General features: G+C 70.4%; 22 protein-coding genes. 8 read left to right on the top strand and 14 right to left on the bottom strand.

What is annotated here, in order from left to right; all coding sequences use genetic code 11:
- Positions 1-27: 27 nt before the first annotated feature.
- Complete coding sequence (locus tag J0P97_RS03030; protein ID WP_215486294.1) at positions 28-405, bottom strand: SCO2097 family morphological protein; 378 nt, start codon at positions 403-405, stop codon at positions 28-30.
- 82 nt (positions 406-487) lie between these two features.
- Here J0P97_RS03030 and J0P97_RS03025 point away from each other — a divergent pair, with 82 nt between their 5' ends.
- Positions 488-1,576 (top strand): polyprenyl synthetase family protein, encoded by a 1,089-nt coding sequence (locus J0P97_RS03025; protein WP_215486293.1) that lies wholly within the window; start codon positions 488-490, stop codon positions 1,574-1,576.
- Positions 1,577-1,628: 52 nt separating this feature from the next.
- Here the strand turns inward: J0P97_RS03025 and J0P97_RS03020 are convergent, their stop codons facing one another.
- Positions 1,629-1,979, bottom strand: coding sequence for an Rv2175c family DNA-binding protein (locus J0P97_RS03020; RefSeq protein WP_215486292.1), 351 nt, complete (start codon positions 1,977-1,979; stop codon positions 1,629-1,631).
- Between the two features lie 170 nt (positions 1,980-2,149).
- Between J0P97_RS03020 and J0P97_RS03015 the strand changes: the two genes are divergently transcribed.
- Positions 2,150-3,199 (top strand): LysM peptidoglycan-binding domain-containing protein, encoded by a 1,050-nt coding sequence (locus tag J0P97_RS03015; protein ID WP_246539620.1) that lies wholly within the window; start codon positions 2,150-2,152, stop codon positions 3,197-3,199.
- Between the two features lie 127 nt (positions 3,200-3,326).
- Entirely contained in the window at positions 3,327-5,252 is a 1,926-nt protein-coding gene (gene pknB, locus J0P97_RS03010) for a Stk1 family PASTA domain-containing Ser/Thr kinase (RefSeq protein WP_215486291.1), read from the top strand.
- Positions 5,253-5,415: 163 nt separating this feature from the next.
- Here pknB and J0P97_RS03005 read toward each other — a convergent pair whose 3' ends face one another.
- The 3 genes from J0P97_RS03005 to J0P97_RS02995 are packed head-to-tail and all read right to left on the bottom strand — an operon-like array spanning position 5,416 to position 8,456.
- Positions 5,416-6,753: a class II 3-deoxy-7-phosphoheptulonate synthase gene (locus tag J0P97_RS03005; RefSeq protein ID WP_215486290.1), complete on the bottom strand. Its 1,338-nt coding sequence runs from the start codon at positions 6,751-6,753 to the stop codon at positions 5,416-5,418.
- 53 nt (positions 6,754-6,806) lie between these two features.
- Positions 6,807-7,508 carry a lysophospholipid acyltransferase family protein gene (locus J0P97_RS03000; RefSeq protein ID WP_215486289.1) on the bottom strand — a complete coding sequence of 234 codons (702 nt, stop codon included), beginning with the start codon at positions 7,506-7,508 and terminating at the stop codon, positions 6,807-6,809.
- Positions 7,509-7,517: 9 nt separating this feature from the next.
- Positions 7,518-8,456, bottom strand: a complete 939-nt coding sequence (locus J0P97_RS02995) for an ROK family glucokinase (RefSeq protein ID WP_215486288.1) — start codon at positions 8,454-8,456, stop codon at positions 7,518-7,520.
- 199 nt (positions 8,457-8,655) lie between these two features.
- Between J0P97_RS02995 and J0P97_RS02990 the strand changes: the two genes are divergently transcribed.
- Positions 8,656-10,503 carry an AMP-dependent synthetase/ligase gene (locus J0P97_RS02990; protein WP_215486287.1) on the top strand — a complete coding sequence of 616 codons (1,848 nt, stop codon included), beginning with the start codon at positions 8,656-8,658 and terminating at the stop codon, positions 10,501-10,503.
- A gap of 9 nt (positions 10,504-10,512) precedes the next feature.
- Here the strand turns inward: J0P97_RS02990 and J0P97_RS02985 are convergent, their stop codons facing one another.
- Genes J0P97_RS02985 through J0P97_RS02975 form a run of 3 tightly spaced genes read right to left on the bottom strand, consistent with a single transcriptional unit; the run spans position 10,513 to position 15,815 of the window.
- Positions 10,513-11,004: a peptide deformylase gene (locus tag J0P97_RS02985; protein WP_215486286.1), complete on the bottom strand. Its 492-nt coding sequence runs from the start codon at positions 11,002-11,004 to the stop codon at positions 10,513-10,515.
- The gene (locus J0P97_RS02980) at positions 11,004-12,368 is read right to left on the bottom strand and encodes a MinD/ParA family ATP-binding protein (RefSeq protein WP_282836529.1); all 1,365 of its coding nucleotides are present in this window, start codon (positions 12,366-12,368) and stop codon (positions 11,004-11,006) included. Before J0P97_RS02980 ends, J0P97_RS02985 begins: the two co-directional genes overlap by 1 nt.
- Positions 12,369-12,407: 39 nt before the next feature.
- Positions 12,408-15,815 (bottom strand): pyruvate carboxylase, encoded by a 3,408-nt coding sequence (locus tag J0P97_RS02975; RefSeq protein ID WP_215486285.1) that lies wholly within the window; start codon positions 15,813-15,815, stop codon positions 12,408-12,410.
- 92 nt (positions 15,816-15,907) lie between these two features.
- Here J0P97_RS02975 and J0P97_RS02970 point away from each other — a divergent pair, with 92 nt between their 5' ends.
- Positions 15,908-16,714 carry a ParA family protein gene (locus tag J0P97_RS02970; RefSeq protein ID WP_215486284.1) on the top strand — a complete coding sequence of 269 codons (807 nt, stop codon included), beginning with the start codon at positions 15,908-15,910 and terminating at the stop codon, positions 16,712-16,714.
- A 56-nt stretch (positions 16,715-16,770) separates the two neighbouring features.
- Here J0P97_RS02970 and J0P97_RS02965 read toward each other — a convergent pair whose 3' ends face one another.
- From J0P97_RS02965 to J0P97_RS02955, 3 genes are all read right to left on the bottom strand, one after another.
- A complete protein-coding gene (locus J0P97_RS02965) occupies positions 16,771-17,328 on the bottom strand; it encodes a MerR family transcriptional regulator (protein ID WP_215486283.1) in 558 nt (185 codons plus the stop codon).
- Between the two features lie 97 nt (positions 17,329-17,425).
- Entirely contained in the window at positions 17,426-18,106 is a 681-nt protein-coding gene (gene ftsR / locus J0P97_RS02960) for a transcriptional regulator FtsR (protein ID WP_215486282.1), read from the bottom strand.
- Entirely contained in the window at positions 18,103-18,606 is a 504-nt protein-coding gene (locus J0P97_RS02955) for an FHA domain-containing protein (protein ID WP_215486281.1), read from the bottom strand. The genes ftsR and J0P97_RS02955 overlap by 4 nt, the downstream gene beginning before the upstream one ends.
- A 169-nt stretch (positions 18,607-18,775) precedes the next feature.
- On the opposite strand from J0P97_RS02955, the gene J0P97_RS02950 reads away from it, so the two are divergent.
- Positions 18,776-19,123 carry a hypothetical protein gene (locus J0P97_RS02950; protein WP_215486280.1) on the top strand — a complete coding sequence of 116 codons (348 nt, stop codon included), beginning with the start codon at positions 18,776-18,778 and terminating at the stop codon, positions 19,121-19,123.
- Positions 19,124-19,150: 27 nt separating this feature from the next.
- Here J0P97_RS02950 and J0P97_RS02945 read toward each other — a convergent pair whose 3' ends face one another.
- Positions 19,151-19,546 carry a four-helix bundle copper-binding protein gene (locus tag J0P97_RS02945; protein ID WP_215486279.1) on the bottom strand — a complete coding sequence of 132 codons (396 nt, stop codon included), beginning with the start codon at positions 19,544-19,546 and terminating at the stop codon, positions 19,151-19,153.
- Between the two features lie 113 nt (positions 19,547-19,659).
- Between J0P97_RS02945 and J0P97_RS02940 the strand changes: the two genes are divergently transcribed.
- Together J0P97_RS02940 and lpdA are read left to right on the top strand one after the other, a co-directional pair.
- A complete protein-coding gene (locus J0P97_RS02940) occupies positions 19,660-20,217 on the top strand; it encodes a copper resistance CopC family protein (RefSeq protein ID WP_215486278.1) in 558 nt (185 codons plus the stop codon).
- Positions 20,218-20,226: 9 nt separating this feature from the next.
- Positions 20,227-21,627, top strand: a complete 1,401-nt coding sequence (lpdA, locus tag J0P97_RS02935) for a dihydrolipoyl dehydrogenase (RefSeq protein WP_215486277.1) — start codon at positions 20,227-20,229, stop codon at positions 21,625-21,627.
- A 170-nt stretch (positions 21,628-21,797) separates the two neighbouring features.
- Here the strand turns inward: lpdA and J0P97_RS02930 are convergent, their stop codons facing one another.
- The gene (locus tag J0P97_RS02930; RefSeq protein WP_215486276.1) at positions 21,798-22,451 is read right to left on the bottom strand and encodes a CYTH domain-containing protein; all 654 of its coding nucleotides are present in this window, start codon (positions 22,449-22,451) and stop codon (positions 21,798-21,800) included.
- Entirely contained in the window at positions 22,448-22,675 is a 228-nt protein-coding gene (locus tag J0P97_RS02925; protein WP_215486275.1) for a response regulator, read from the bottom strand. The genes J0P97_RS02930 and J0P97_RS02925 overlap by 4 nt, the downstream gene beginning before the upstream one ends.
- Positions 22,676-22,701 lie beyond the last annotated feature (26 nt).

Below are 22,701 nucleotides of genomic sequence, written 5' to 3'. Positions count from 1 at the left end.
CGGCCCGTCAGGTCTGGTCGGTGCCGCTCAGCGGTCTCCCTGACGGCGGTCCCACCGGTCGTTCATGCGGTCCATGAACGAGGACGACGAGGACGCGGCGGGCTTCTTCGATCCGGTCGAGGCGGGCGCGGCCGCGGCACGGGCGGATCCCCCCTTGGCGGGCGTCACGGCGAGGACGACACCGGCGACCATCACGACGAAAGCGAGGACGCCGACGACGATCAGACTGCTGGAGACGCCGAAGACGAGCCCCCCGAGACCCACCAGGACGAGCACCGTGCCGTAGACGATGTTTCGGTAGCTGAGCGTCTGTCCTTCGCGGGGCGCGACGACATCCGCGTCCTTGTTCATGAGATGGCGCTCCATCTCATCGAGCAGGCGCTGCTCCTGTTCTGAGAGCGGCATGCGGTGCCTCCTTGAGGCCGGGTCGTGCTGACGGGTCGGTGCACTCGATTCTACCCGTGCACTCGAGAACTAGGCTAGGCCCGTGACCCCTTCCCCCGACGCGATCGCGGCAGTTTCCCAGCGACTGGCAAGGTTCGTCGAGGCTCGCGAGGGTGAATGGGTCGGATCGGGACCCGAGGCGGTCGCCTTCGTCCGCGCCGGGGCGTCCGCGCTCAGTGGAGGCAAGAGACTGCGAGCCCGCTTCTGTCTCGCAGGATGGCGCGCCGTCGCCGAGGCCGATGACCCCGCGGCCGTCCCGGGAGACGATGTCACCGCCGCCGCGGCGGCGCTCGAGGTCTTCCACGCGGCCGCCCTCGTGCACGACGATCTCATCGACAACTCCGACACGCGCCGCGGCCGTCCGGCCGCCCACCGCGCCCTCGAGGCGCACCACGCCCGCTCCACGTGGGCCGGCTCGGCGGAGGCGTTCGGCCGCTCGTCCGCGATCCTCCTCGGCGACCTGCTCGTCGCCTGGAGCGACGACCTCCTGGAGGACGGTCTCCGCACCGCCCCCTGCGCGCCGGCGGCGCGCGAGGTCTACGCGCTCATGCGTCGCGAGGTCACCGTCGGGCAGTTCCTCGACATCGCCGAGGAGGCCGCGTTCATCACCGCACCCGACGGGGAGCACGCCGGGCGCGCCCTGCGGGTGGCATCCCTCAAGTCGGCCCGCTACTCCATTCAGCATCCGCTGCTGCTGGGCGCTGCTCTCGCGGGAGCGGATGCCGCGCAGTCCGGGGCCCTCTCGGCGTTCGGGCATCCGCTCGGCCTCGCCTTTCAACTGCGCGACGACGTGCTCGGCGTCTTCGGCGACAGCGCCGTCACGGGAAAGCCATCGGGCGACGATCTGCGCGAAGGAAAGCGCACGGTCCTCGTGGCGTACGCGCGCGAGCGGATGGACGATGCGGCTCGGCACCGCTTCGATGCGCAGCTGGGTGATCCGACGCTGGATGCCGCGCAGATCGCATCCCTGCAGGAGACGATCGCCGGCACGGGTGCGCTCGAGCGCGTCGAGGCCCTGATCGATGCGTACGCGGACGAGGCCGATGAGGCGCTCCGCGATGCGGCCCTCGCGCCGGCAGCTGTCGAGACCCTTCGCGGCCTCGCTCAGGACGCGACCGCGCGCACCGCCTAGCGCGTCCGCCCGGCGCGCCCGAGTGCGCTCGAACCGGTGACGGCAGGGCGACTCAGGCGAGAGTCTGCGCGACCCGGCGCACCTCGCTCTTGCGGCCGCGGCGGAGCGCCTCGATGGGGGCGAGGCCGATCGATTCCTCCTCGGCCAGAAGCCAGTCGATCAACTCGTCATCGCTGAAGCCGGCGTCCTGCAGCACCATCACGGTGCCGCGGAGCGAGGAGAGGGGGGCGCCGTCGATGATGAACAGCGCCGGAACCGCGAAGACGCCGGTGCGCTTGCTGCCGACGAGCACATGGTCGTCGAGGAGGCGGCGGACGCGGCCGAGGGGCTCCCCCAGCACCTCGACGAGGTCGGGGAGGGTCAGCCAGTCGGTCGAGGCGGGTGCGGCGGATGCGTCGGTCACCTGTTCACTATCCCACTTCCGACCCGGCCCGCGGCTCGGGCTCAGCGACGGTGGAAGCAGAGCGGGGGGGGAACCCTCGTCACTTGCACCACTTCATTCACATCAGACCCATTGATTGACAGCCGTACACATCCGTGTCACGGTAGCCGGGTCGAAGAAGGGGGAAATTCTTGCGACCGATCCTTTTGCCGAGCCCTCCCGGGCTGACGACCACGACCGCCGTCCTCGGCTCGGTGTCTCTCGTCCTCAGCGCAGCCGCACCCGCCGCCGCGCTCGAGGCACACACCCCGAGTGAGGCCTTCGCGCTCCGCGCCGTCACGCCACCGCCCCAGGCCTTCCTCCGCGCCGCAGCGGCGCTCGGCCCCGCAGATTATGTCGTGGCCGACGGTGACACGATCAGCGCCATCGCCGCCCGGTTCGGACTCGCGACCGGGGACGTCCTCGCCTGGAACGGCCTGGAATGGTCGAGTCTCATCCACCCCGGCGACGAGCTCCGCCTGTCCGCCCCGGTGAGCGAGGGCGGCGGGGCATCGGATGCCCCGCCGGACGCTCCGGCGGCGCCGGCCGCCGCCGAGGCTCCGACGCACGTCGTCGCGGCCGGAGACACGCTCTGGGCCATCGCCGCCGACGCCGGCCTGACCCTCGATGCGCTGCTCGCTGCCAACGGACTCACCCGCGACGCGATCATCTATCCCGGGCAGACGCTCCTCCTGGTCGCGCTCGAGCCGGTGGCTTCCACGACCCCGGCGCCCGTCGAAGCGGCCGCCTCGGCCGCTCCCGCCGAGATGGCACCCGCCCTCGCGGCCCCGGTCGCCCTCGACGACGAGCAGATCGCGAATGTCCGCGTGATCATCCAGGTCGGCCGCGAGCGGGGAGTATCCGACCGCGGCATCACCATCGCCCTCGCCACCGCAATGGTCGAATCATGGATCCGGAATCTCGACTGGGGCGACCGGGACTCGCTGGGTCTCTTCCAGCAGCGCCCGAGCGCCGGGTGGGGATCGGCCGAGGAGGTGCGCGACCCCGCACGCGCCGCCGCCGCGTTCTACGGCGGGGACCTCAATCCGAACGGCGGCCGGACGCACGGACTGCTCGACATTCCGGGATGGGAGTCGCTCTCGTTCGCCGACGCCGCGCAGGCCGTCCAGATCTCGGCGTACCCCGACCGCTACGCCGCGTGGGAGCAGCAGGCCTCCACCTGGCTCGCGGAGTTCGGCTGAGGGTGCTGACCGGGCTGGCCGTGCGTGCCGAGCTGACGGGGCTGACCCACCCGATCGGGCCGGAGGGATGGCCGCCGGGGGTGAGCCGCTCCCGGCTCCCGCGGCATCCTCTCCGTAGACTCGTCGCGTGAGCACGAGCCAGCAGACCGACCCGCTGATCGGCCGTCTGGTCGATGAGCGGTACCGGGTGCGCGCTCGCATCGCCCGCGGAGGCATGGCGACCGTCTACGTCGCGACCGATCTCCGCCTCGAACGCCGCGTCGCACTGAAGGTGATGCACGGGCACCTGTCGGACGACCAGGTCTTCCAGGGCCGCTTCATCCAGGAGGCCCGCGCTGCCGCCCGCCTGGCCGATCCGCACGTCGTCAACGTGTTCGATCAGGGCCAGGACGGGGAGATGGCCTACCTCGTCATGGAGTATCTCCCCGGCATCACGCTGCGCGATCTCCTGCGCGAACAGCGGCGCCTGTCGATCCCCCAGACCATCACGATCATGGACGCCGTCCTGTCCGGCCTCGCCGCCGCGCACCGCGCCGGCATCGTGCACCGCGACGTCAAGCCCGAGAATGTGCTCCTGGCCGAGGACGGCCGCATCAAGATCGGCGACTTCGGCCTCGCGCGGGCGACGAGCGCGAACACCGCGACGGGACAGATGCTCCTCGGCACGATCGCGTACCTCGCGCCCGAGCTCGTGACCCGCGGCACGGCGGATGCCCGCAGCGACATCTACGCCCTCGGCATCATGCTCTACGAGATGCTCGTCGGCGAGCAGCCCTACAAGGGCGAGCAGCCGATGCAGATCGCCTACCAGCACGCCACCGATTCGGTGCCGCGCCCGAGCGCCAAGAACCCCGGCATCCCGGAGCAGCTCGACGAGCTGGTGCTCTGGGCGACCGAGCGGGAGCCCGACGAGCGTCCGCTGGACGCGCGTCAGATGCTCGACCGGCTCCGCGACATCGAGAAGGAGCTCGGGGTGTTCCCCCACGTCGTGCGCGCTCCGGCCGCCGCCGCGACGCGCGTCGCGGTGATCGAGGACGGCATCGACTCCGGTGAGGTCACGAAGATCATGCCCGGGAGCTTCACTGCGCCCGTCGTGACCGACACCGTCGACAACGCGACGCGACTGCGCCGCCATGCGCGGCACAACGCGGGGAAGGGCGCGTGGCTTCTCACGATCGTGCTCGTCCTGGCCGTCCTGGCGGGCGGTGCGGGGTGGTGGTTCGGCTCCGGGCCGGGGTCCCTCGTGGCCGTCCCGGACGTCGCCGGCCAGAGTCTCGAGGACGCCACGCTCACCCTCGCCGCCGAGGGGCTCGTCGCCCTCCCCGGTGAGGACAACAGCCGCGACATCGCCGTGGGACAGGCGATCCGCACCGATCCGGATGCCGGAACGCGCGTCGAGAAGAACGCCGAGATTACCGTCGTGATCTCCCTCGGACCGGCCGCTCACGAGATCGGCGCACTGGCGGGCCGGAGCATCGACGCCGCGACGGCGGCGCTCGGGGAGATCTTCATCACGGCATCGGGAGATCCGGCCCGCTACTTCGGCGATTCCCCGGCCGGAACCGTGATCTCGGCGCGGATCACCCCTCCGGGCGGCGGCGACAGGCAGGACTGCACGGACGGGTGCACCGCCCTGGAGACCTCCACCGTCACCTTCGACGTGTCGGCGGGTCCGATCCCCGATGTCGCGGGTCGCAGCGTCGCGGACGCGACCGCGACGCTCGCAGGCTCGGAACTGGGTGTGACCTCGGCGGAGGAGTACAGCGACGACGTCGACAAGGGTCTCGTGATCCGGGTCGAGGCCGGAGAAGGGCTTCAGCCTGGAGGAACGGTGACTCTCGTCGTCTCCGAGGGTCCGGAGCCGGTCGCCGTCCCGGACGTCTCCGGCGACACCGTCGCCAACGCGATGAAGAGACTGCGCGATGCCGGGTTCGAGCCCGGCACCGCCCTCCCCGAGATCGTGTGGGGGATCTTCACCGTTTCGAGCACCGACCCCAAGGCGGGCAGTCTGCAGCTGCCCGGGACGAAGATCACGGTCCGCTCCACCGGCTGACGGCGTCGCCGCTGCGCGGCGGCCACCCCCCTTGCGACCCGCTGTGCGCTCCGAAAGCAGGGCGAAACCGGACCGCGGGGCCCGTCACGGCCGCACGGTCGCGATCCGCCCTGCTTCTGCGACGCCGATCGGCCGAGACACGGCACCGGCCGTGGGGTGCGGATCAGCGCTTCTCGAGCTCCTCGGCGACGAGGAAGGCGAGCTCGAGCGACTGCATGTGGTTCAGACGCGGATCGCACAGGCTCTCGTAGCGGGTCGCGAGGGTCGCCTCGTCGATCTGCTCGCTGCCGCCCAGGCACTCCGTCACGTCGTCGCCGGTGAGCTCGACGTGGATGCCGCCCGGATGCGTCCCGACGGCGCGGTGCGCCTCGAAGAACCCGCGCACCTCGTCGACGACGTCGTCGAACCGACGCGTCTTGTAGCCGGTGGGCGTCGTGATGCCGTTGCCGTGCATCGGGTCGGTGACCCAGAGGGGCGTGGCCCCGGCATCCTTCACGGCCTCCAGCAGCGGCGGGAGCGCATCGCGGATCTTTCCGGCGCCCATCCGGGTGATGAAGGTGAGCCGTCCCGGCTCGCGCTCCGGATCGAGGGCGTCGATGAGGGCGAGCGCGGTGCCGGTCGAGGTCGTCGGTCCGAGCTTCACGCCGATGGGGTTGCGGATCTTCGAGAAGTAGTCGACGTGCGCACCGTCGAGCTCGCGCGTGCGCTCCCCGATCCAGAGGAAGTGCGCAGAGGTGTTGTACGGCGTCTGCGTGCGCGAATCGATACGCGTCATCGGACGCTCGTAGTCCATGAGCAGACCCTCGTGGCCCGTGTAGAACTCGACGCGCGTGAGTTCATCGAAGTCCGCGCCGGCGGCCTCCATGAACTTGATGGCGCGATCGATCTCGGTCGCGAGACGCTCGTACTGCTGATTCGCGGGGTTCTGCGCGAAGCCCCGGTTCCACGAGTGCACCTCGCGGAGGTCGGCGAACCCGCCCTGCGTGAACGCCCGGATGAGGTTGATGGTGGATGCCGCGGTGTGGTACCCCTTCAGCAGACGCTGCGGGTCGGGGCGGCGCGAGTGCTCCGTGAAGTCGTATCCGTTGACGATGTCGCCGCGGTAGGCGGGAAGGGTGACGTCGCCCCGGGACTCGGTATCGCTTGAGCGGGGCTTGGCGAACTGACCCGCCATCCGCCCCATCTTCACGACGGGCATGGACGCGCCGTAGGTGAGGACGACAGCCATCTGCAGCACGGTCTTGATGCGGTTGCGGATCTGCTCGGCGGTCGCTCCGGCGAACGTCTCGGCGCAGTCGCCGCCCTGCAGGAGGAATGCCTTGCCGGCCGCAGCCTTCGCGAGGCGGTCGCGCAGGTTGTCCACTTCGCCGGCGAACACGAGCGGCGGCAGAGTCGAGATCTCCGTCGACACGGCAGCGACGGCATCGGCGTCGGGCCAGGCGGGCTGCTGCTTGATCGGGAGCGTGCGCCAGTGATCCAGGTCGGCGTGCGGGGTGGGCATCCGGCCAGTCTAGTGGGGCGCCCGAGGGGTGGAGATCCGCATGACGGCGGCGATCACGCGGCCGTCGCCGCGGTGGCGGCGTTCACGCGATCCTTGACGGTGGAGGCGTAGACGTCGTCGTACTCCTGCTCGCCGAGGCGCTGAAGCGCCACCATGATCTCGTCGGTGACGGACCGCAGGACGTAGCGGTCGGATTCCATCCCGTGGAATCGGGAGAAGTCGAGCGGCTCGCCGATCACCATCCCGACCCGGCCGATCCGCGGAATCGAGCGTCCGATGGGCATGATCTCGCCCGTGTCGACCATGACGACGGGGATGACGGGAACGCGGGCCTCCAGCGCCATGCGCGCCAGCCCCGTCCGCCCCCGGTAGAGCTTGCCGTCCGGGCTGCGGGTGCCCTCCGGATAGATGCCGAGCAGGTCGCCGCGACCGAGGACCTGCAATCCGGTGTTGAGGGAGTCCTCGGACGCCTTGCCGCCGGTCCGATCGATGGGAATCTGGCCGGTCGCCTTCATGAACATCCGGGTCGCCCAGCCCTTCAGACCCTTGCCGGTGAAGTAGTCGCTCTTGGCGAGGAAGCTCATCGGCCGGTCGATCATCAGCGGCAGGAAGATCGAGTCGCTCACCGACAGGTGGTTGCTCGCGAGGATCGCGGCTCCCGTGGAGGGGATGTTCGTGCGCCCGACGATCCACGGTCGGAAGATCGCCTTCACGATCGGCCCGATCACGATGTACTTCATGAACCAGTAGAACATCGGCGCTCCTCACACGCTCCGGAGGCCCGCGAGATCGGCGACGCCGACCAGGCCCGCGTCGTTTCCCAGGGTGGCCGTGACGAACCGCGCCGTCGGGCGGTCCCCGAATCCGGGCAGCGCCGTCTCATAGGCGATCCGGGTCGGCTCCAGGAGCACCTCACCGAGGTCGGCCACTCCCCCGCCGATGACGTAGAGCTCGGGGTCGAGCACGGCCTGGAACGCGCCGCATGCCTCGCCGAGCGCCGTCGCGACGCGGCGGACGGCCTCAAGCGCTCCCGCATCGCCCTCGGCGAGCAGCAGAGCGAGATGCGGCCCGTGCACGATGCCGTCAGCGCCGCGATGCGCGGCCAGCCGCGTGCCGATGTCGTCGGAGGCGGCGATGTCGGCGAGCTCGCGCTGGAGGGCGCGACCGGACGCATACTGCTCGAGGCATCCGCTCTGCCCGCATCCGCACGGCCGACCACCGCGCACGAAGCGCACGTGACCGAGCTCGGCGGCGCTCCCGTTCGCGCCGATGACGAGCTGCCCGTCGGTGATGACCGCTCCGCCGACGCCGGTGCCGAGGGTCACCATGACCATGTCGGTGGTCCCGCGCCCGGCGCCGAAGCGGAACTCGCCCCAGCCCGCCGCGTTGGCGTCGTTCTCGAGCGTGACGGGGCGGCCGATGAGGGCCTCGAACTGCGCGCGCAGCGGCTCGTTCTGCCAGTCGATGTTGGGGGCGTGCAGCATCACCGATCGGGAACGGTCGATGAAGCCCGCCGCCGCGACGCCCACGCCGTGCACCTCGTGGCGAGCGGCGAGAAGCTCGACCATCTCCGCCACTGCGCGAGCGAGCGCACCCGTGTCGGTCGGGGTCGCGACGCGGACGCGTTCCAGGATGCGACCGTCCGCGGCCACGACGCCTCCGGCGATCTTCGTCCCGCCGATATCGATCCCGACGTTGAGCACGGCTCTCCTCTTCGTTCCGGCCGCACCGATCGGCGCCACGGCATCGGAGAGTCTAGTGTGGACAGGACAGTCCCGCGGGGTGCAGGCGCCGTGCAGAGCACGGGACGTCGGCGGCCGCCCGGGACTGAGTCTCACCAACAGTTAGACTGGATCCCAGCCGTCATCCGACGCCTCCCGGTACCGAAGGAGTTGCCGCATCATGAGCGCCGCCGTCCAATTCGAAGTCCCCGCGATCGTTCCCGCCGATCCGCACGCCAACATCACCGACCTCCTCGTGGACCGTGTGAAGGCCACGCCTTCCCTCGCTCTGTTCGCCGTGCCGGAGGCACAGGATGCCGGTGCGGGCTGGCGCGACATCACCGCCGCCGAGTTCCAGCGCGATGTGGTCGCCCTGGCCAAGGGCTTCGTGGCGGCCGGCATCGAACCCGGCGACAAGATCGGCTTCATCGCCCGCACGACCTACGAGTGGACCCTCGTGGACTTCGCGCTGTTCTTCGCGGGAGCCGTGATGGTCCCCGTCTACGAGACGAGCTCGGCCTCGCAGGTCAGCTGGATCCTCTCCGACTCCGGCGCCACCGCCGTGATCGCGGAGAGCGAGGAGCACGCCGCGCGCATCGCCGAGGTCCGCTCCGAGCTGCCCCTCATCCGCGAGGTGTGGACGATGGCCGCCGGCGCACTCGATGCCCTGCAGGAGAGCGGCGTCGACATCGCCGACGACGAGATCGAGCGCCGACGCAACCTCGCCGAGGGGTCGGATATCGCCACCCTGATCTACACCTCCGGCTCGACCGGACGCCCGAAGGGATGCGTGCTCACGCACAGCAACTTCGTCGAGCTCTCGCGCAACGCCACGCTCTCCAACCGGGAGGTGTTCGCGACCCCCGGTGCCTCCACGCTGCTGTTCATCACGACGGCGCACGTGTTCGCGCGCTTCATCTCGATCCTCGACATCCACGCGGGAGTCAAGACCGGCCACCAGCCCGACACCAAGCAGCTGCTGCCGGCACTCGGCTCCTTCCAGCCGACCTTCCTCCTCGCGGTGCCCCGCGTGTTCGAGAAGGTCTACAACTCCGCGGAGCAGAAGGCGGAGGCCGGCGGGAAGGGCAAGATCTTCCGCGCGGCAGCGCACACGGCGATCGAGCACTCGCGACTGCTGCAGGAGGGCAAGAAGGTCCCCCTCGGGACGCGGATCAAGTTCGCCCTGTTCGACAAACTCGTCTACGGCAAGCTGCGCGACGCGATGGGCGGACGCGTCGCGTTCGCCGTGTCGGGATCCGCGCCGCTCGGCCCGCGGCTGGGGCACTTCTTCCACAGCCTGGGCGTCACGATCCTCGAGGGCTACGGACTCACCGAGACGACCGCTCCCGCGACGGTCAACCAGGCCAGCAAGTCGAAGATCGGCACTGTCGGTCCGGTGATCCCCGGCGTCGGCGTGCGCCTGGCCGAGGACGGCGAGGTGGAGGTCCGGGGCGTCAACGTCTTCAAGGAGTACTGGCGCAATCCCGAGGCGACCGCCGACGCCTTCGATGGCGACTGGTTCAAGACCGGCGACATCGGTTCGTTCGACGACGAGGGGTTCCTCACCATCACCGGGCGCAAGAAGGAGATCATCGTCACGGCCGGTGGGAAGAACGTCGCCCCCGCCGCGCTCGAGGATCCCATCCGTGCGAACCCGATCGTCGGGCAGGTGGTGGTCGTGGGCGATCAGAAGCCCTTCATCTCCGCCCTGGTCACGCTCGACCCGGAGATGCTGCCGGCCTGGCTCGCGAATAACGGGATGCCGGCCGACCTGACGCTGGCGGATGCCGCGAAGAGCCCCCAGGTGCGCGAAGAGGTCCAGCGGGCCATCGACATCGCGAACAAGGGCGTCTCCCGCGCGGAGTCGATCCGCAAGTTCACGATCCTCGACTCCGAGTGGACCGAGGCCAGCGGTCACCTCACGCCGAAGCTCAGCATCAAGCGGAACGTCATCCTGGATGACTTCGCGGGCGCGATCGAGGAGATCTACACCGTGCCGGTCACCACGACCAACGTCTCGCTCGGCTGAGCGCGCAGCTCAGAACCAGCTGCTCTCCCGGACCTCGCGCATCGCGGCCTTGCGGTCGGCGGGCGTGAGCCGGGAGAGGTAGAGCATGCCGTCGAGGTGATCGGTCTCGTGCTGGAGCGCCTGCGCCATCAGCCCCTCCCCCTCGAGGATCACCTCGTTCCCGTCGAGGTCGATACCCGTCACCCGCGCCCACGGGTATCGGAGCGCGTCGTGCCACAGGCCGGGGACCGAGAGGCATCCCTCGCCGACCGGCTCGGGGCCTCCCCGCACCTCGGCGAGGACCGGGTTGAGGACGTAGCCGATCACCCCGTCGACGTTGTAGCTGAACGCACGCAGCGCCACGCCGATCTGCGGTGCGGCCACGCCGGCGCGCCCCGGCAGCTCGACCGTGTCCAGGAGATCCTGGACGAGCCCGCGCACGCCGTCATCGATCACGTCGATCGGCGCACAGGAGGCCCGGAGGACGGGGTCGCCGAAGAGGCGGATGGGACGGACGGCCATCAGGCGGCGGCCTGCGCGCGCAGACCCTCGATGACCGTCGCCGCGAGCGTCCGAGCAGCCTGACGGGTCTCCGCCTGGAGGTCGCGGAACGCGATGGCGCTCCCCGAGGCGATGTGGGGGTCGTACGGCATCCGCACCACCTGGCGCACCCGGCTGCGGAAGTGCGACTCCAGCTCGTCCGCGCGGACGAGGGCGGCGCCCGGACGGGCCGTGTTCAGGACGACGACGGCGGAGCGCACGCGCTCGGCGTAGCCGTTGGACTCCAGCCAGGTGAGAGTCTCCGACGCGAGACGCGCCTCGTCGATGCTGAGTCCGGCGACGACGACCAGGATGTCGGCGCGCTCGAGCGTGGCATCCATCACGGAGTGCACGATGCCGGTGCCCGTGTCGGTGAGGACGACCGAGTAGAAGTGCGCGGCGATCTCGGCGACGTCGCGGTAGTCGTCGTCGTTGAACGCCTCGGACACGTGCGGGTCGGCATCGGACGCGATGACGTCCAGACGCGTGTGGTCGCGCCCGACGATCTGGGAGATGTCGTTGAAGCCGTGCACGTCCGCCCGGGCACGGACGAGGTCGCGAACGGTCTTGCCACTCGTGCGTCCGATGCGCTCGGCCAGGGTGCCGCGGTCCGGATTCGCGTCGACCGCGATGATGCGGTCCTCGCGGGCATCGGCGAGAGCCATGCCGAGGAGGGTCGTCACGGTCGTCTTGCCGACGCCGCCCTTGCGGGAGAGCACCGGCACGAACTTCGCACCCCCGGGCAGCGGCGCGGCGATCCGTTCGTCGAGCGCCTTGCGCGCCCGCGCGCGATGGCCGTCGCCGAGGTTGATGCGCCGGCCCGAGAGCGTGTACAGGAGGTGGCGCCAGGCCCCTTCAGGCTCGGGCCGCACGACGTGGGCGGGGTCCAGCAGCCGGTCGGGGGTGAGGAGGTCCGCGCTCTCGCGGTCGACCTCGAAGTCGCCGAGCCGACGCGATTGGAGGGTGATCTCGGACGTCCGCGGCCGCACGCGCTCATGGTGGTCGACGTCCGCATCCTTCGCCGGAACGGTCGCCACGAGCCCGGTGCGGTCGGTCGGGGCGGAGGGGATCACGCGCGCCGTCGGTCCTGCGGCGATCGCCGAACGCTCGTCGGCCACGGGTTCGGACGCCGCATCCGCCGCGTCGCGGACGACGGGCGCGGCGACCTCGTCGTCGTCAACGAGGTCATCGTCCTCTGCGGCAGCGCTCGGCAGCGCGACGTCGACCTGCGCCGTCACGCCCGAGACGATGCCGATCGCGGTCGTGTCGGCGCCCGCCTCCGGCAGCACGCCGTTGTCGAGCTCGCCGGCCTCGCTGTCGTCACGCTCACCTGCCACGATGCACACCCCCAGATCATCCGCGGGCGCGGTGCGCCCCGGTCCAGGCTAGTCGGCGGGTCGGACGACGACCAAAAGGTCCCCCGCATCCACCGGCGAGCTGGTGGCGATCGCGATCCGCTCGACAACCCCTTCGATGGGCGACGTGATGGCCGCCTCCATCTTCATCGCCTCGATGGATGCCACAGGCTGCCCCGCGGACACCCGGTCGCCGACCGCAGCCTTGATCGTGATGACGCCCGCGAACGGGGCCGCGACCTGGCCGGGCTTGGAGGTGTCCGCCTTCTCGGCCGCGACCTTCTCGACGGTGATCGAGCGGTCCCGCACCCAGACCGGGCGGAGCTGGCCGTTGAGGGTCGTCATGACGGTGCGCATTCCCGCGGCATCCGGTTCGCCGATCGCCTCGAGGCCGACGTAGAGCTGCACGCCCGGATCGATCTCGGCGACGTGCTCCTCGCCGGGCTTGAGCCCGTAGAAGTAGTCGGGTGTGCCGAGCGCCGACAGGTCGCCGTAGGAGGTCCGCATCGCCTCGAAGTCCTTCGCCGGACCCGGGAAGAGGAGCCGGTTGAGGGTCCGCCGACGCGTCGCCGCATCGCCCGCGAGCCCCTGCTCCTCCTCCGGGAGAAGCGGGGGGATCTCCACCTTCACCTCGCGACCGGCGAGCACCTTCGTCCGGAAGGGCTCCGGCCACCCGCCCGGGAGATCGCCGAGCTCACCCGCCATGAATCCGACGACGGAGTCGGGGATGTCGTAGTTCTGCGGGTTCTGCTCGAAGTCGGCCGGGTCGGCGTTCGCTGCCACGAGGGCGAGGGCGAGATCGCCGACGACCTTGGAGGACGGCGTCACCTTCGGCAGGCGCCCGAGGAGGCGGTCCGCGGCCGCGTACATGTCCTCGATGCGCTCGAAGTCGTCCGCCATGCCGAGGGCGATGGCCTGCTGACGGAGATTCGAGAGCTGCCCGCCGGGGATCTCGTGGTGGTAGACGCGCCCGGTCGGGCTCGGCAGGCCGGATTCGAACGGACGGTACAGGTGGCGGACGGCCTCCCAGTACGGCTCGAGGTCGCTCACCGCCTGCAGGTCGAGGCCGGTGTCGCGCTCGGTGTGCGCGAGTGCGGCGACGAGGGCCGACAGCGAGGGCTGGCTGGTCGTGCCCGCGAGGGGCGCGGCAGCGGCATCCACGGCGTCCGCACCCGCGGCGCTGGCCGCAAGGAGCGTCGCCAACTGCCCGCCGGCGGTGTCGTGGGTGTGCACGTGCACCGGCACGTCGAATCGCTCGCGCAGCGCGCTGACGAGCTTCGCCGCGGCGGCGGGGCGCAGGAGGCCGGCCATGTCCTTGATCGCGAGGATGTGGGCGCCGGAAGCGACGATCCGATCCGCGAGGCGCAGGTAGTAGTCGAGCGTATAGAGCGTCTCGTCGGGATCGAGGAGATCGGCCGTGTAGCAGAAGGCCACCTCGGCGACCGCCGTCCCGGTCTCCAGCACCGCGCGAATCGCGGGCACCATCTGGTCGACGTCGTTCAACGCGTCGAAGATGCGGAAGATGTCGACGCCGGTGGCGGCGGCCTCTTTCACGAAGGCATCCGTCACGGCCGTCGGCCGCGGCGTGTAGCCGACGGTGTTGCGCCCGCGCAGAAGCATCTGGATCGGGATGTTCGGCATCGCGTCGCGCAGGGCCTCGAGTCGCTCCCAGGGATCCTCGGCGAGGAACCGCAGGGCGACGTCGTAGGTCGCACCGCCCCACGCCTCGACCGACAGGAGCTGCGGCGTCATCCGTGCGACGTGCGGCCCGACGCGCACGAGGTCGCGGGTGCGGACGCGCGTCGCGAGGAGGGACTGGTGAGCGTCCCGGTACGTCGTCTCCGTGACGGCGAGAGCCGTCTGAGCGCGCAGGGCCTTCGCGAAACCCTCCGGTCCGAGCTCGCGCAGCACGTCGCGCCCTCCGCGCGGGGGCGGCGAGGAGAGATCGATCGCGGGGAGCTTGCTCCCGGGCGAGACCGACAGCGGCTTTTCGCCGTACGGCCGATTGACCGTGACATCGGCGAGCCAGTTCAGGAGCTTCGTGGCACGGTCGCGCGAGGGGTTCCGGGTCAGCAGTGCGGGACGCTCGTCGATGAACGAGGTCGACAGGTCGCCCGCGGCGAACGCCGGATCGTCGAGGACGGCGCGCAGGAACGGGATGTTGGTGGACACCCCGCGGATGCGGAACTCGGCCAGGGCCCGTCGCGCACGGGCGACGGCCGCGGGGAAGTCGCGCCCGCGGCACGTCAGCTTCGCGAGCATCGAGTCGAAGTGCGGGCTGATCTGCGATCCTGCGGCGGTCGTGCCGCCGTCGAGGCGGATGCCGGCTCCGCCGGGCGAGCGGTAGGTGGTGATCCGGCCCGTGTCGGGGCGGAAGCCCTGGGAGGGGTCCTCCGTGGTGATGCGCGTCTGCAGCGCTGCTCCCCGGAGGTGGATGTCCTCCTGATGCAGCCCCAGGTCGCCGAGCGTCTCCCCCGCCGCGATGCGCATCTGCGACTGCACGAGGTCGACGTCGGTGACCTCCTCCGTCACCGTGTGCTCGACCTGGATGCGCGGATTCATCTCGATGAAGACGACCTCGCCGGTGCGGGGCCCCGCCGTCTCGAGCAGGAACTCCACCGTGCCGGCGTTGACGTACCCGATCGACCGCGCGAACGCGACGGCGTGGGCGTGCAGCGCGTCCCGGATGGCAGGATCCAGGTTCGGTGCCGGCGCGATCTCGATCACCTTCTGATGACGCCGCTGCACCGAGCAGTCGCGCTCGAACAGGTGCACCGTCTCGCCCGCGGCATCCGCGAGGATCTGCACCTCGATGTGGCGCGGACGCAGCACCGCCTGCTCGAGGAAGACCCGCCCGTCGCCGAACGCGGCCGCCGCCTCGCGGGATGCCTCCGCGATGGCCGGCGGGAGCTCGCCCGCCGTCTCGACGCGGCGCATGCCGCGCCCGCCACCACCCGCGACGGCCTTCACGAAGATGGGGAACCCGATCGCCTCGGCCTGCGCGACCAACTCGTCGACGTCCTCGGAGGCCTCGGTGGAGCGGAGCACCGGCACGCCCGCGGCGATCGCATGCTCCTTGGCCGTCACCTTGTTGCCCGCCATCTCCAGCGCGCGTGCCGGCGGCCCGATGAAGGTGATCCCGTTCTCAGCGGCGCGCGCCGCGAGCTCGGGGTTCTCGGACAGGAACCCGTATCCCGGGTAGATCGCGTCGGCACCGGCGGCGACGGCGACGCGGATGATCTCCTCGACGTCCAGGTACGCACGGACCGGGTGCCCCGGCGCACCGATCTGGTACGACTCATCGGCCTTCTGGCGATGCAGAGACCCGCGATCCTCCCAGGGGAAGATGGCCACAGTCCGAGCGCCGAGCTCGTAAGCGGCGCGGAAGGCACGGATGGCGATTTCACCGCGGTTCGCGACGAGGATCCTTCGGAACATGCTCACCTCTTCGGGGAGAGTCCGGCGCGCGACATCACGCGCCGGGATGCCTGAGTGTCCTCACAGCCTAGGGGACGGTAACGTAGTGCCTTGTGCACGTGCTCTCCGTCTCCTCACTCAAGGGGGGTGTCGGCAAGACGACCGTGACTCTGGGTCTCGCCTCCGCGGCGTTCGCCCGGGGTGTACGGACCCTCGTCGTCGACCTCGACCCGCAGTCCGACGTGTCGACGGGGATGGATATTCAGGTCGCCGGCCGACTGAATGTCGCCGACGTCCTCGCCAACCCCAAGGAGAAGGTCGTCCGCCAGGCGATCACCTCCAGCGGATGGGCGAAGGTGCACGCCGGGACGATCGACGTCATGATCGGCAGCCCGTCCGCCATCAACTTCGACGGCCCGCACCCGAGCGTGCGCGACGTGTGGAAGCTCGAGGAGGCACTCGCGACGATCGAGGCCGACTACGACCTCGTGCTCATCGACTGCGCTCCGTCACTGAACGCGCTGACCCGCACGGCCTGGGCCGCATCGGACCGCGTCGTCGTCGTGACCGAGCCCGGCCTGTTCTCCGTCGCCGCCGCCGACCGCGCGCTCCGCGCGATCGAGGAGATCCGCCGCGGACTCTCCCCGCGCCTCCAGCCCCTCGGCATCGTCGTGAACCGCGTGCGACCGCAGTCGATCGAGCACCAGTTCCGCATCAAAGAGCTGCGCGACATGTTCGGTCCGCTCGTCCTGTCGCCGCAGCTGCCCGAGCGCACCTCGCTGCAGCAGGCGCAGGGCGCCGCGAAGCCGCTGCACATCTGGCCCGGTGACTCCGCTCAGGAGCTCGCGAGCGATTTCGACGCACTGCTCGACCGCGTCATGCGCACCGGTCGGATCTCCGCGGGCGAACAGCGCGCCTGACGCCCCGAGCGTCGCGTCGGCGCAACCCCCGTGCGGGGCGCACTGCGCGAGCGGGATCAGGCCGAGCGCTTGGTACGCCGTGCCGCCAGTTCGTCGGCCGGATCGGGCGCCTGCGGCTCGAAGTCGACGAGCGTCGACTCCACCTCGTGCAGGACCTTGCCGACCGCGATGCCGAACACGCCCTGCCCGCGGTTGACGAGGTCGATGACCTCGTCATTGGAGGTGCACAGGTACACCGACGCCCCGTCGCTCATGAGCGTCGTCCCGGCGAGGTCGCGGATGCCGGCGGCGCGCAGCTGCGCGACGGCCGTACGGATCTGCGGCAGCGAGATGCCCGTGTCGAGCAGACGCTTGACGAGCTTCAGGACGAGGATGTCGCGGAAGCCGTAGAGCCGCTGCGAGCCGGAGCCCGTGGCGCTGCGCACCGTCGGCTCGACGAGCTCGGTGCGTGCCCAGTAGTCCAGCTGACGGTAGGTGATGCCCGCGGCTCGCGCCGCGACGGCACCGCGGTAGCCGACTTCGTCGTCCATCTGCGGCAGGCCGTCGGTGAACAGGAGATCCGTCTGGAACGGCTGCTCGGTGCGGCTCCCCGCGGGCGCATCATGCGCGGTCATCGTCGCCTCCAGCCGGACGGGTGTTGTCCCTCCACGGTAGAGGAGGAGCCCGCCACCGGCAACGACATCCGTCCGAGCGGTCTCGGCGTGTCGCGCTTCACGGGGTGAGACGGTCGAGCGCGGCCGCGAGGAACGCGGAGCGCGCCTCGTCGAGCCGTCGCAGGAGCTCGGGGGCGAGTTCGTTCGCGCGTGCGCGCGATGCGGCATCCGTCCGCCGCAGGAGCGGCGCCAGCGCGCTTCCGACGAGGGCGACCTCGCGTTCGACGGCCTGGCGGGTGCCGCGCACGTGGCGGGGTTGGATGCCATGGCCGTCGAGCGCCACGAGAGCGCGCAGGAGCGCGAGGGTGCGGTCGTCGTACGTGTCGGCAGCGACGACCAGGCCGGAGCTGATCGCCGCGTCGAGCAGCCCGGGCGCGGCGCCCGCCGAGGCGAGGAGCTCGTCGCGCCGGTACCGGCGGGGCGCCTCGAGGATCGAGGGCGGCAGCGCGACATCCACCTCGCCGTCGTGGGCGTCGAGGTACTCGCGGATGCGCGCGAGCTTGAAGTCGTGGTCACGCTGAAGGGTGAGCGCCGTCCGCACGCGGGCGACATCCGACGGGGAGAATTTGCGGTACCCCGCCTCGGTGCGCAGCGGCGTGACGAGCCCTTGCTCCTCGAAGTAGCGGAGCTTGCTCGCGCTCAGGTGCGGGAATTCGGGGGTGAGCCGCGCGAGCACCTGACCGATGCTCAGGTGGCCCGAGGACGATGACCGTCCTCGGGGAGCCACGGCGGGGCTCACGCTCCGGCCACCGCGGAGCGATCGAGGGGCGAGACGAAGAAGTTGAGGCGGAACTTGCCGATGCGCACCTCGGCGCCGTCGTCGAGGACGGCGCGATCGACACGCTCGCCGTTGACGTACGTGCCGTTGAGGGAGCGCTGGTCGACGAGCTCGAAGAAGCCACCCGTGCGCGTGATCTCGGCATGCCGACGCGACACGGTCACGTCGTCGAAGAAGATGTCGGCCTCCGGGTGGCGGCCCACCGTCGTCACGTCGGTGTCGAGCAGGTAGCGAGCGCCGGCGGTAGGGCCGGATCGCACGAGGAGAAGAGCCGCGCGGGCAGGAAGGGCGCTGATCGCCTCGAGCTCGGCCTCGGTCAGCTCACTGCCGAACGGGATGAAGGAGAGGTCGGAATCGTGACCGAACGTCTGGGTCGAATCGACCGCGCTGCGGTCGTCCGCGCCACGGCGGATGTCCCCGGCGCCCGGCGCGTCAGCCGCGCCCTGTTCACTGTTGTCCACGGTGTCCTCCTCGTCCTTCACCCTAACGGATCGGAGGCGGTGGCGAACCCCCGGCCGGAGGCCCCCGCGCCGAGGCGGCGCGGCGTTTGTTGCATCGTGTGTCGCGGATCGGGCGCGTGATCGGCCACTCGACCTAGCCTGGCCTTCCGACCATCGAATGGAGATCTCCGTGTCCACGCCGCAGAACCGCCTCACGCCCACCCCGGTGCGTCAGGACGCGGTCTGCATGTGCGTGCACGGCAGCGCCTGCTCCTCCTTCGCCCCCGGCCACGCCGTCCACCTCATCCAGGCGCGGCTCGCGTCGGCGACTCCCGCCGAATGGCGCGACGCGATCGTGACGGCGACGGATGCCGCGGACGGCACCCTCACCCTCCACACCCTCGAGGGCGATGCTCTCGTGCTGTGGAACGGCGCGGGCGCCGCTGCGGCGGGCGCTGTCGGCACTCCCGTGGCCTATCACGAGCGCTACCACACGCTGGCGATCGGAACGCGTCTGTTCAACGCCCTCGCGCTCTGATCCGCGCGAGGTCTCCCCCGGGGCCGCTCAGCCGGCGAGGGCGTCCTTCATGGCCATGCACGCGTCCATGCAGGCGCGGCAGGAGTCGGCGCACATCTTGCAGACCGGGCTCTCGTCGGCGTGCATCATGCACATGTCCATGCAGGTCTGGCACATGGCGATGCATGCGTCGAGCATCGCCATCATCGATGCGGGGGTCATGCCCTGCATCCGCATCATGGCCCGCATCATCGTGTTGCACATGTCGGCGCAGTTCATACAGGAGACCGAGCAGTCCATCATCTGCGTGGAGCAGACCGTGCACGCCTGCTCGCAGGCGGCGCAGGCGTCCATGCACGCCTGCATCATCGTCATGTCGAGGGCGGGCATGCCCTCCATCGACATCATGTCCTCGGTCATGGCGTTCATCATCATCGCGTCCATCGGTGCACCCCTCACGGTGTCGGTGCGGGCCTCACGGACTCGGGCCCGCCTGCTGGGGCCACGGTACCGCTGCCCCGCGGCGGGCGACAGGCTCACCTAGGCTCGATGGCGTGATGTCACAAGAAATTCACACGGCTCGTCGCCCCCTCGCCCTGCTCTTCGGGCTGGTCGCCGCTCTCGCGCTCGTCCTCGCCGCCGCGCCGGCCTGGGCCCACGACGAGCTGATCGGCTCGGACCCCGCCGCGGGATCGGAGATCGACGCTCTGCCGAGCGAGCTCACGCTCACCTTCAGCGGCGTGCTGATGGATGAGCCCGGCGCGACGGAGGTCGTGGTGACGGATGCCACGGGCGCCTCCCTGGTGGGCGGCGATCCGGTCCTCGACGGCACGCGTCTCACCCAGCCGCTGACCGGCTCGGCATCGGGCGCGGTCACCGTCATCTGGCGGGTCGTCTCGAGCGACGGGCATCCCGTCTCGGATCAGTTCACCTTCACCGTGGGCGACGGATCCGCCGTCCTCCCCGCCCCTGCACCGACCGCGACCGCGCCGGCGGACTCCGCACCCGCGTCCCTCGCGGGGGTGTGGATCATCATCGCCCTCGTCGCGGTGGCCCTGGGCGGCGCACTCGTGGCGGTCCTGGTCGCGAGGGCTCGGCGCTCCCGCGAGGACTAGGCTTGAGGCATGCCTCATTACAACGTCGTCGTCCTCGGTGCCGGCCCCGGTGGCTACGTCGCGGCCGTCCGGGCCGCGCAGCTCGGTCAGTCCGTCGCCATCATCGAAGAGAAGTACTGGGGCGGTGTCTGCCTCAACGTCGGCTGCATCCCCTCCAAGGCGCTTCTGAAGAACGCGGAGATCGCGCACACGCTGAAGCACAAGGCTGACTTCTTCGGCATCTCGGGCGAGTTCACGCTCGACTACGGCAAGGCGTGGGACCGTTCGCGCGTCGTCGCCGACGGCCGCGTCAAGGGCATCCACTACCTCACCAAGAAGAACAAGATCACCGAGTACGAGGGACGCGGGACGTTCACCGGACCCAAGGCGATCACGGTGACCAGGAGCGACGGCGGGACGGAGGAGGTCACGTTCGACAACGCGATCATCGCGACCGGCTCGACCGTGCGGCTGCTCCCCGGCGTGACCCTGAGCGAGAACGTCGTGACGTACGAGGAGCAGATCCTCAGCCGCGACCTCCCGGGATCGATCGTCATCGTCGGCGCCGGCGCGATCGGCATGGAGTTCGCCTACGTCATGACGAACTACGGCGTGAAGGTCACGATCATCGAGTTCCTCGACCGCGCCCTCCCCAATGAGGATGCCGACGTCTCGAAGGAGATCGCCAAGCAGTACCGCAACCTCGGCGTGGACATCCTCGTCTCGACCAAGGTCGAGTCGGTCGTGGACTCCGGCGACAAGGTCACCGTCACCTACACCGACAACAAGAGCGGTCAGCAGAGCTCGATCGACGCCGACAAGGTGCTCATGTCGATCGGCTTCGCCCCCCGCGTGGAGGGCTTCGGCCTCGAGAACACCGGGGTGAAGCTCACCGAGCGCGGTGCCATCGAGATCGACGACTTCATGCGCACCAACGTCGAGGGCATCTACGCCATCGGCGACGTGACGGCCAAGCTCCAGCTCGCCCACGTGGCCGAAGCGCAGGGCGTCGTCGCATCGGAGACCATCGGCGGAGCCGAGACGATGGCGCTGGGCGACTACCGCATGATGCCCCGCGCGACGTTCTGCTCGCCGCAGGTGGCGTCCTTCGGCTACACCGAGGCGCAGTACAAGGAGACCGGCCGCGAGTACAAGGTCGCCACGTTCCCCTTCATGGCCAACGGCAAGGCGCACGGCCTGGGCGAGCCGGTCGGGTTCGTCAAGCTCATCGCGGATGCCGAGCACCTCGAGCTCGTCGGCGGCCACCTCATCGGTCCGGACGTCTCGGAGCTCCTTCCCGAGCTGACCCTCGCGCAGAAGTGGGACCTCACCGCGCTCGAGCTCGCGCGCAACGTCCACACGCACCCGACGCTGTCGGAAGCACTGCAGGAGGCGTTCCACGGCCTCGCGGGGCACATGATCAACCTCTGATCTCCTTCGGAGCGCACGACGCGCCCCGGCGGGCTTCGGCTCGCCGGGGCGTTCTGCGCCCGCGGACTCTGGCGTGTCGCCACCGCTAGATGTATGCTGGCGAATACGACAGACGCCGCCCCGAACGAAGCCGGGGGCGGCGTTCGTCGTTTCCGGCGGTCTCCGCGACCTCAGGCGCCGAGCGCGCGCGCGAGTTTCGAGTCGGAACGCGCCCGCCGGGCCCCCGCGGCGAGGGCGATGTCCGTCGCGGCGCTCAGGAGCTCGACACGATCGTCGAGGTCGGTCGGTGCGGCGGAGCCGAGTTCGAACTCCCACTCGCGCCAGCGCGTCTCGACCCCGCGGAGGAGGTCCTCGGCGATCACATGATCGTCGACGAACTCCGCGATGGCGCCGCCGGCGGCGTCCCGCAGCAGGTAGGCGTGCCGTGCATTGCGGATGCGCGCGATCGGGACCAGGGCGCCGGTCGCCCCGGCGCGAGGCTCGACCGCGGAGATGGCGTGGACGAGACCGAGAGGTGGCGCGTCACCGTCGCCGAGGGGCCAGTGCTGCTCGATCCGGCCGCCCTCGGCACCTTTGGGCCCCTTGATGTGCCAGCCCTCATCCGGGCCGCCCGTGCGGCGTCGCACGGCGTACCCGGCACGACCCAGCGTCATCGACGCGAGGTCGACGTATCGTGCATCGAGATCACGAAGCTCCGGCCCCTCGACGGCGGCGACGCCTTCGAGCGCCGTCCACTCGGGAAGCGACGTGTCGGCATCGACGTCGAACGTGATCTCGATCTCGAGGGACCGGACCGGCTGAGAGGAATCCGGGGTCGTCGTCACTCGTCCCGGCCGTCGGGATCCGGGTTGATGTCGTCCTCGGCCTCGACGTAGTGGAAGTCGCTCGAGGTCGGACCGTCACCCTCGCCCGTGTTCTCGAGCGCGCCGCCGCGCTCGTACACGAGCTGGGTCTCGCTGTAGGGCAGGATCAACGAGTCCTGCGTCTCGTCGTCCAGCGGCAGAACCTGCCCGTCGAGCGGGCCGCCGTGAAGTCGTGCGATCGCCATGTCGTACCTCCTGTGATCGGGGATTC

Origin of the sequence: Microbacterium flavum, from assembly GCF_018717645.1 — a bacterium.
Classification (GTDB): Bacteria; Actinomycetota; Actinomycetes; order Actinomycetales; family Microbacteriaceae; genus Microbacterium; species Microbacterium flavum.
This window is presented reverse-complemented; position numbering and strand designations above follow the sequence as displayed.

Bases quoted from the DNA above. Each gene is read 5' to 3' on its own strand.
- J0P97_RS02940 (WP_215486278.1), top strand. From the start codon at position 19,660: ATGTCACAAGAAATTCACACGGCTCGTCGCCCCCTCGCCCTGCTCTTC.
- J0P97_RS03030 (WP_215486294.1), bottom strand. From the start codon at position 405: ATGCCGCTCTCAGAACAGGAGCAGCGCCTGCTCGATGAGATGGAGCGC.
- J0P97_RS02990 (WP_215486287.1), top strand. From the start codon at position 8,656: ATGAGCGCCGCCGTCCAATTCGAAGTCCCCGCGATCGTTCCCGCCGAT.
- J0P97_RS03005 (WP_215486290.1), bottom strand. From the start codon at position 6,753: ATGCCCACCCCGCACGCCGACCTGGATCACTGGCGCACGCTCCCGATC.
- J0P97_RS02975 (WP_215486285.1), bottom strand. From the start codon at position 15,815: ATGTTCCGAAGGATCCTCGTCGCGAACCGCGGTGAAATCGCCATCCGT.
- J0P97_RS03000 (WP_215486289.1), bottom strand. From the start codon at position 7,508: ATGTTCTACTGGTTCATGAAGTACATCGTGATCGGGCCGATCGTGAAG.
- J0P97_RS02985 (WP_215486286.1), bottom strand. From the start codon at position 11,004: ATGGCCGTCCGTCCCATCCGCCTCTTCGGCGACCCCGTCCTCCGGGCC.
- J0P97_RS02945 (WP_215486279.1), bottom strand. From the start codon at position 19,546: ATGGACGCGATGATGATGAACGCCATGACCGAGGACATGATGTCGATG.
- J0P97_RS02925 (WP_215486275.1), bottom strand. From the start codon at position 22,675: ATGGCGATCGCACGACTTCACGGCGGCCCGCTCGACGGGCAGGTTCTG.
- J0P97_RS02965 (WP_215486283.1), bottom strand. From the start codon at position 17,328: ATGACCGCGCATGATGCGCCCGCGGGGAGCCGCACCGAGCAGCCGTTC.
- lpdA (WP_215486277.1), top strand. From the start codon at position 20,227: ATGCCTCATTACAACGTCGTCGTCCTCGGTGCCGGCCCCGGTGGCTAC.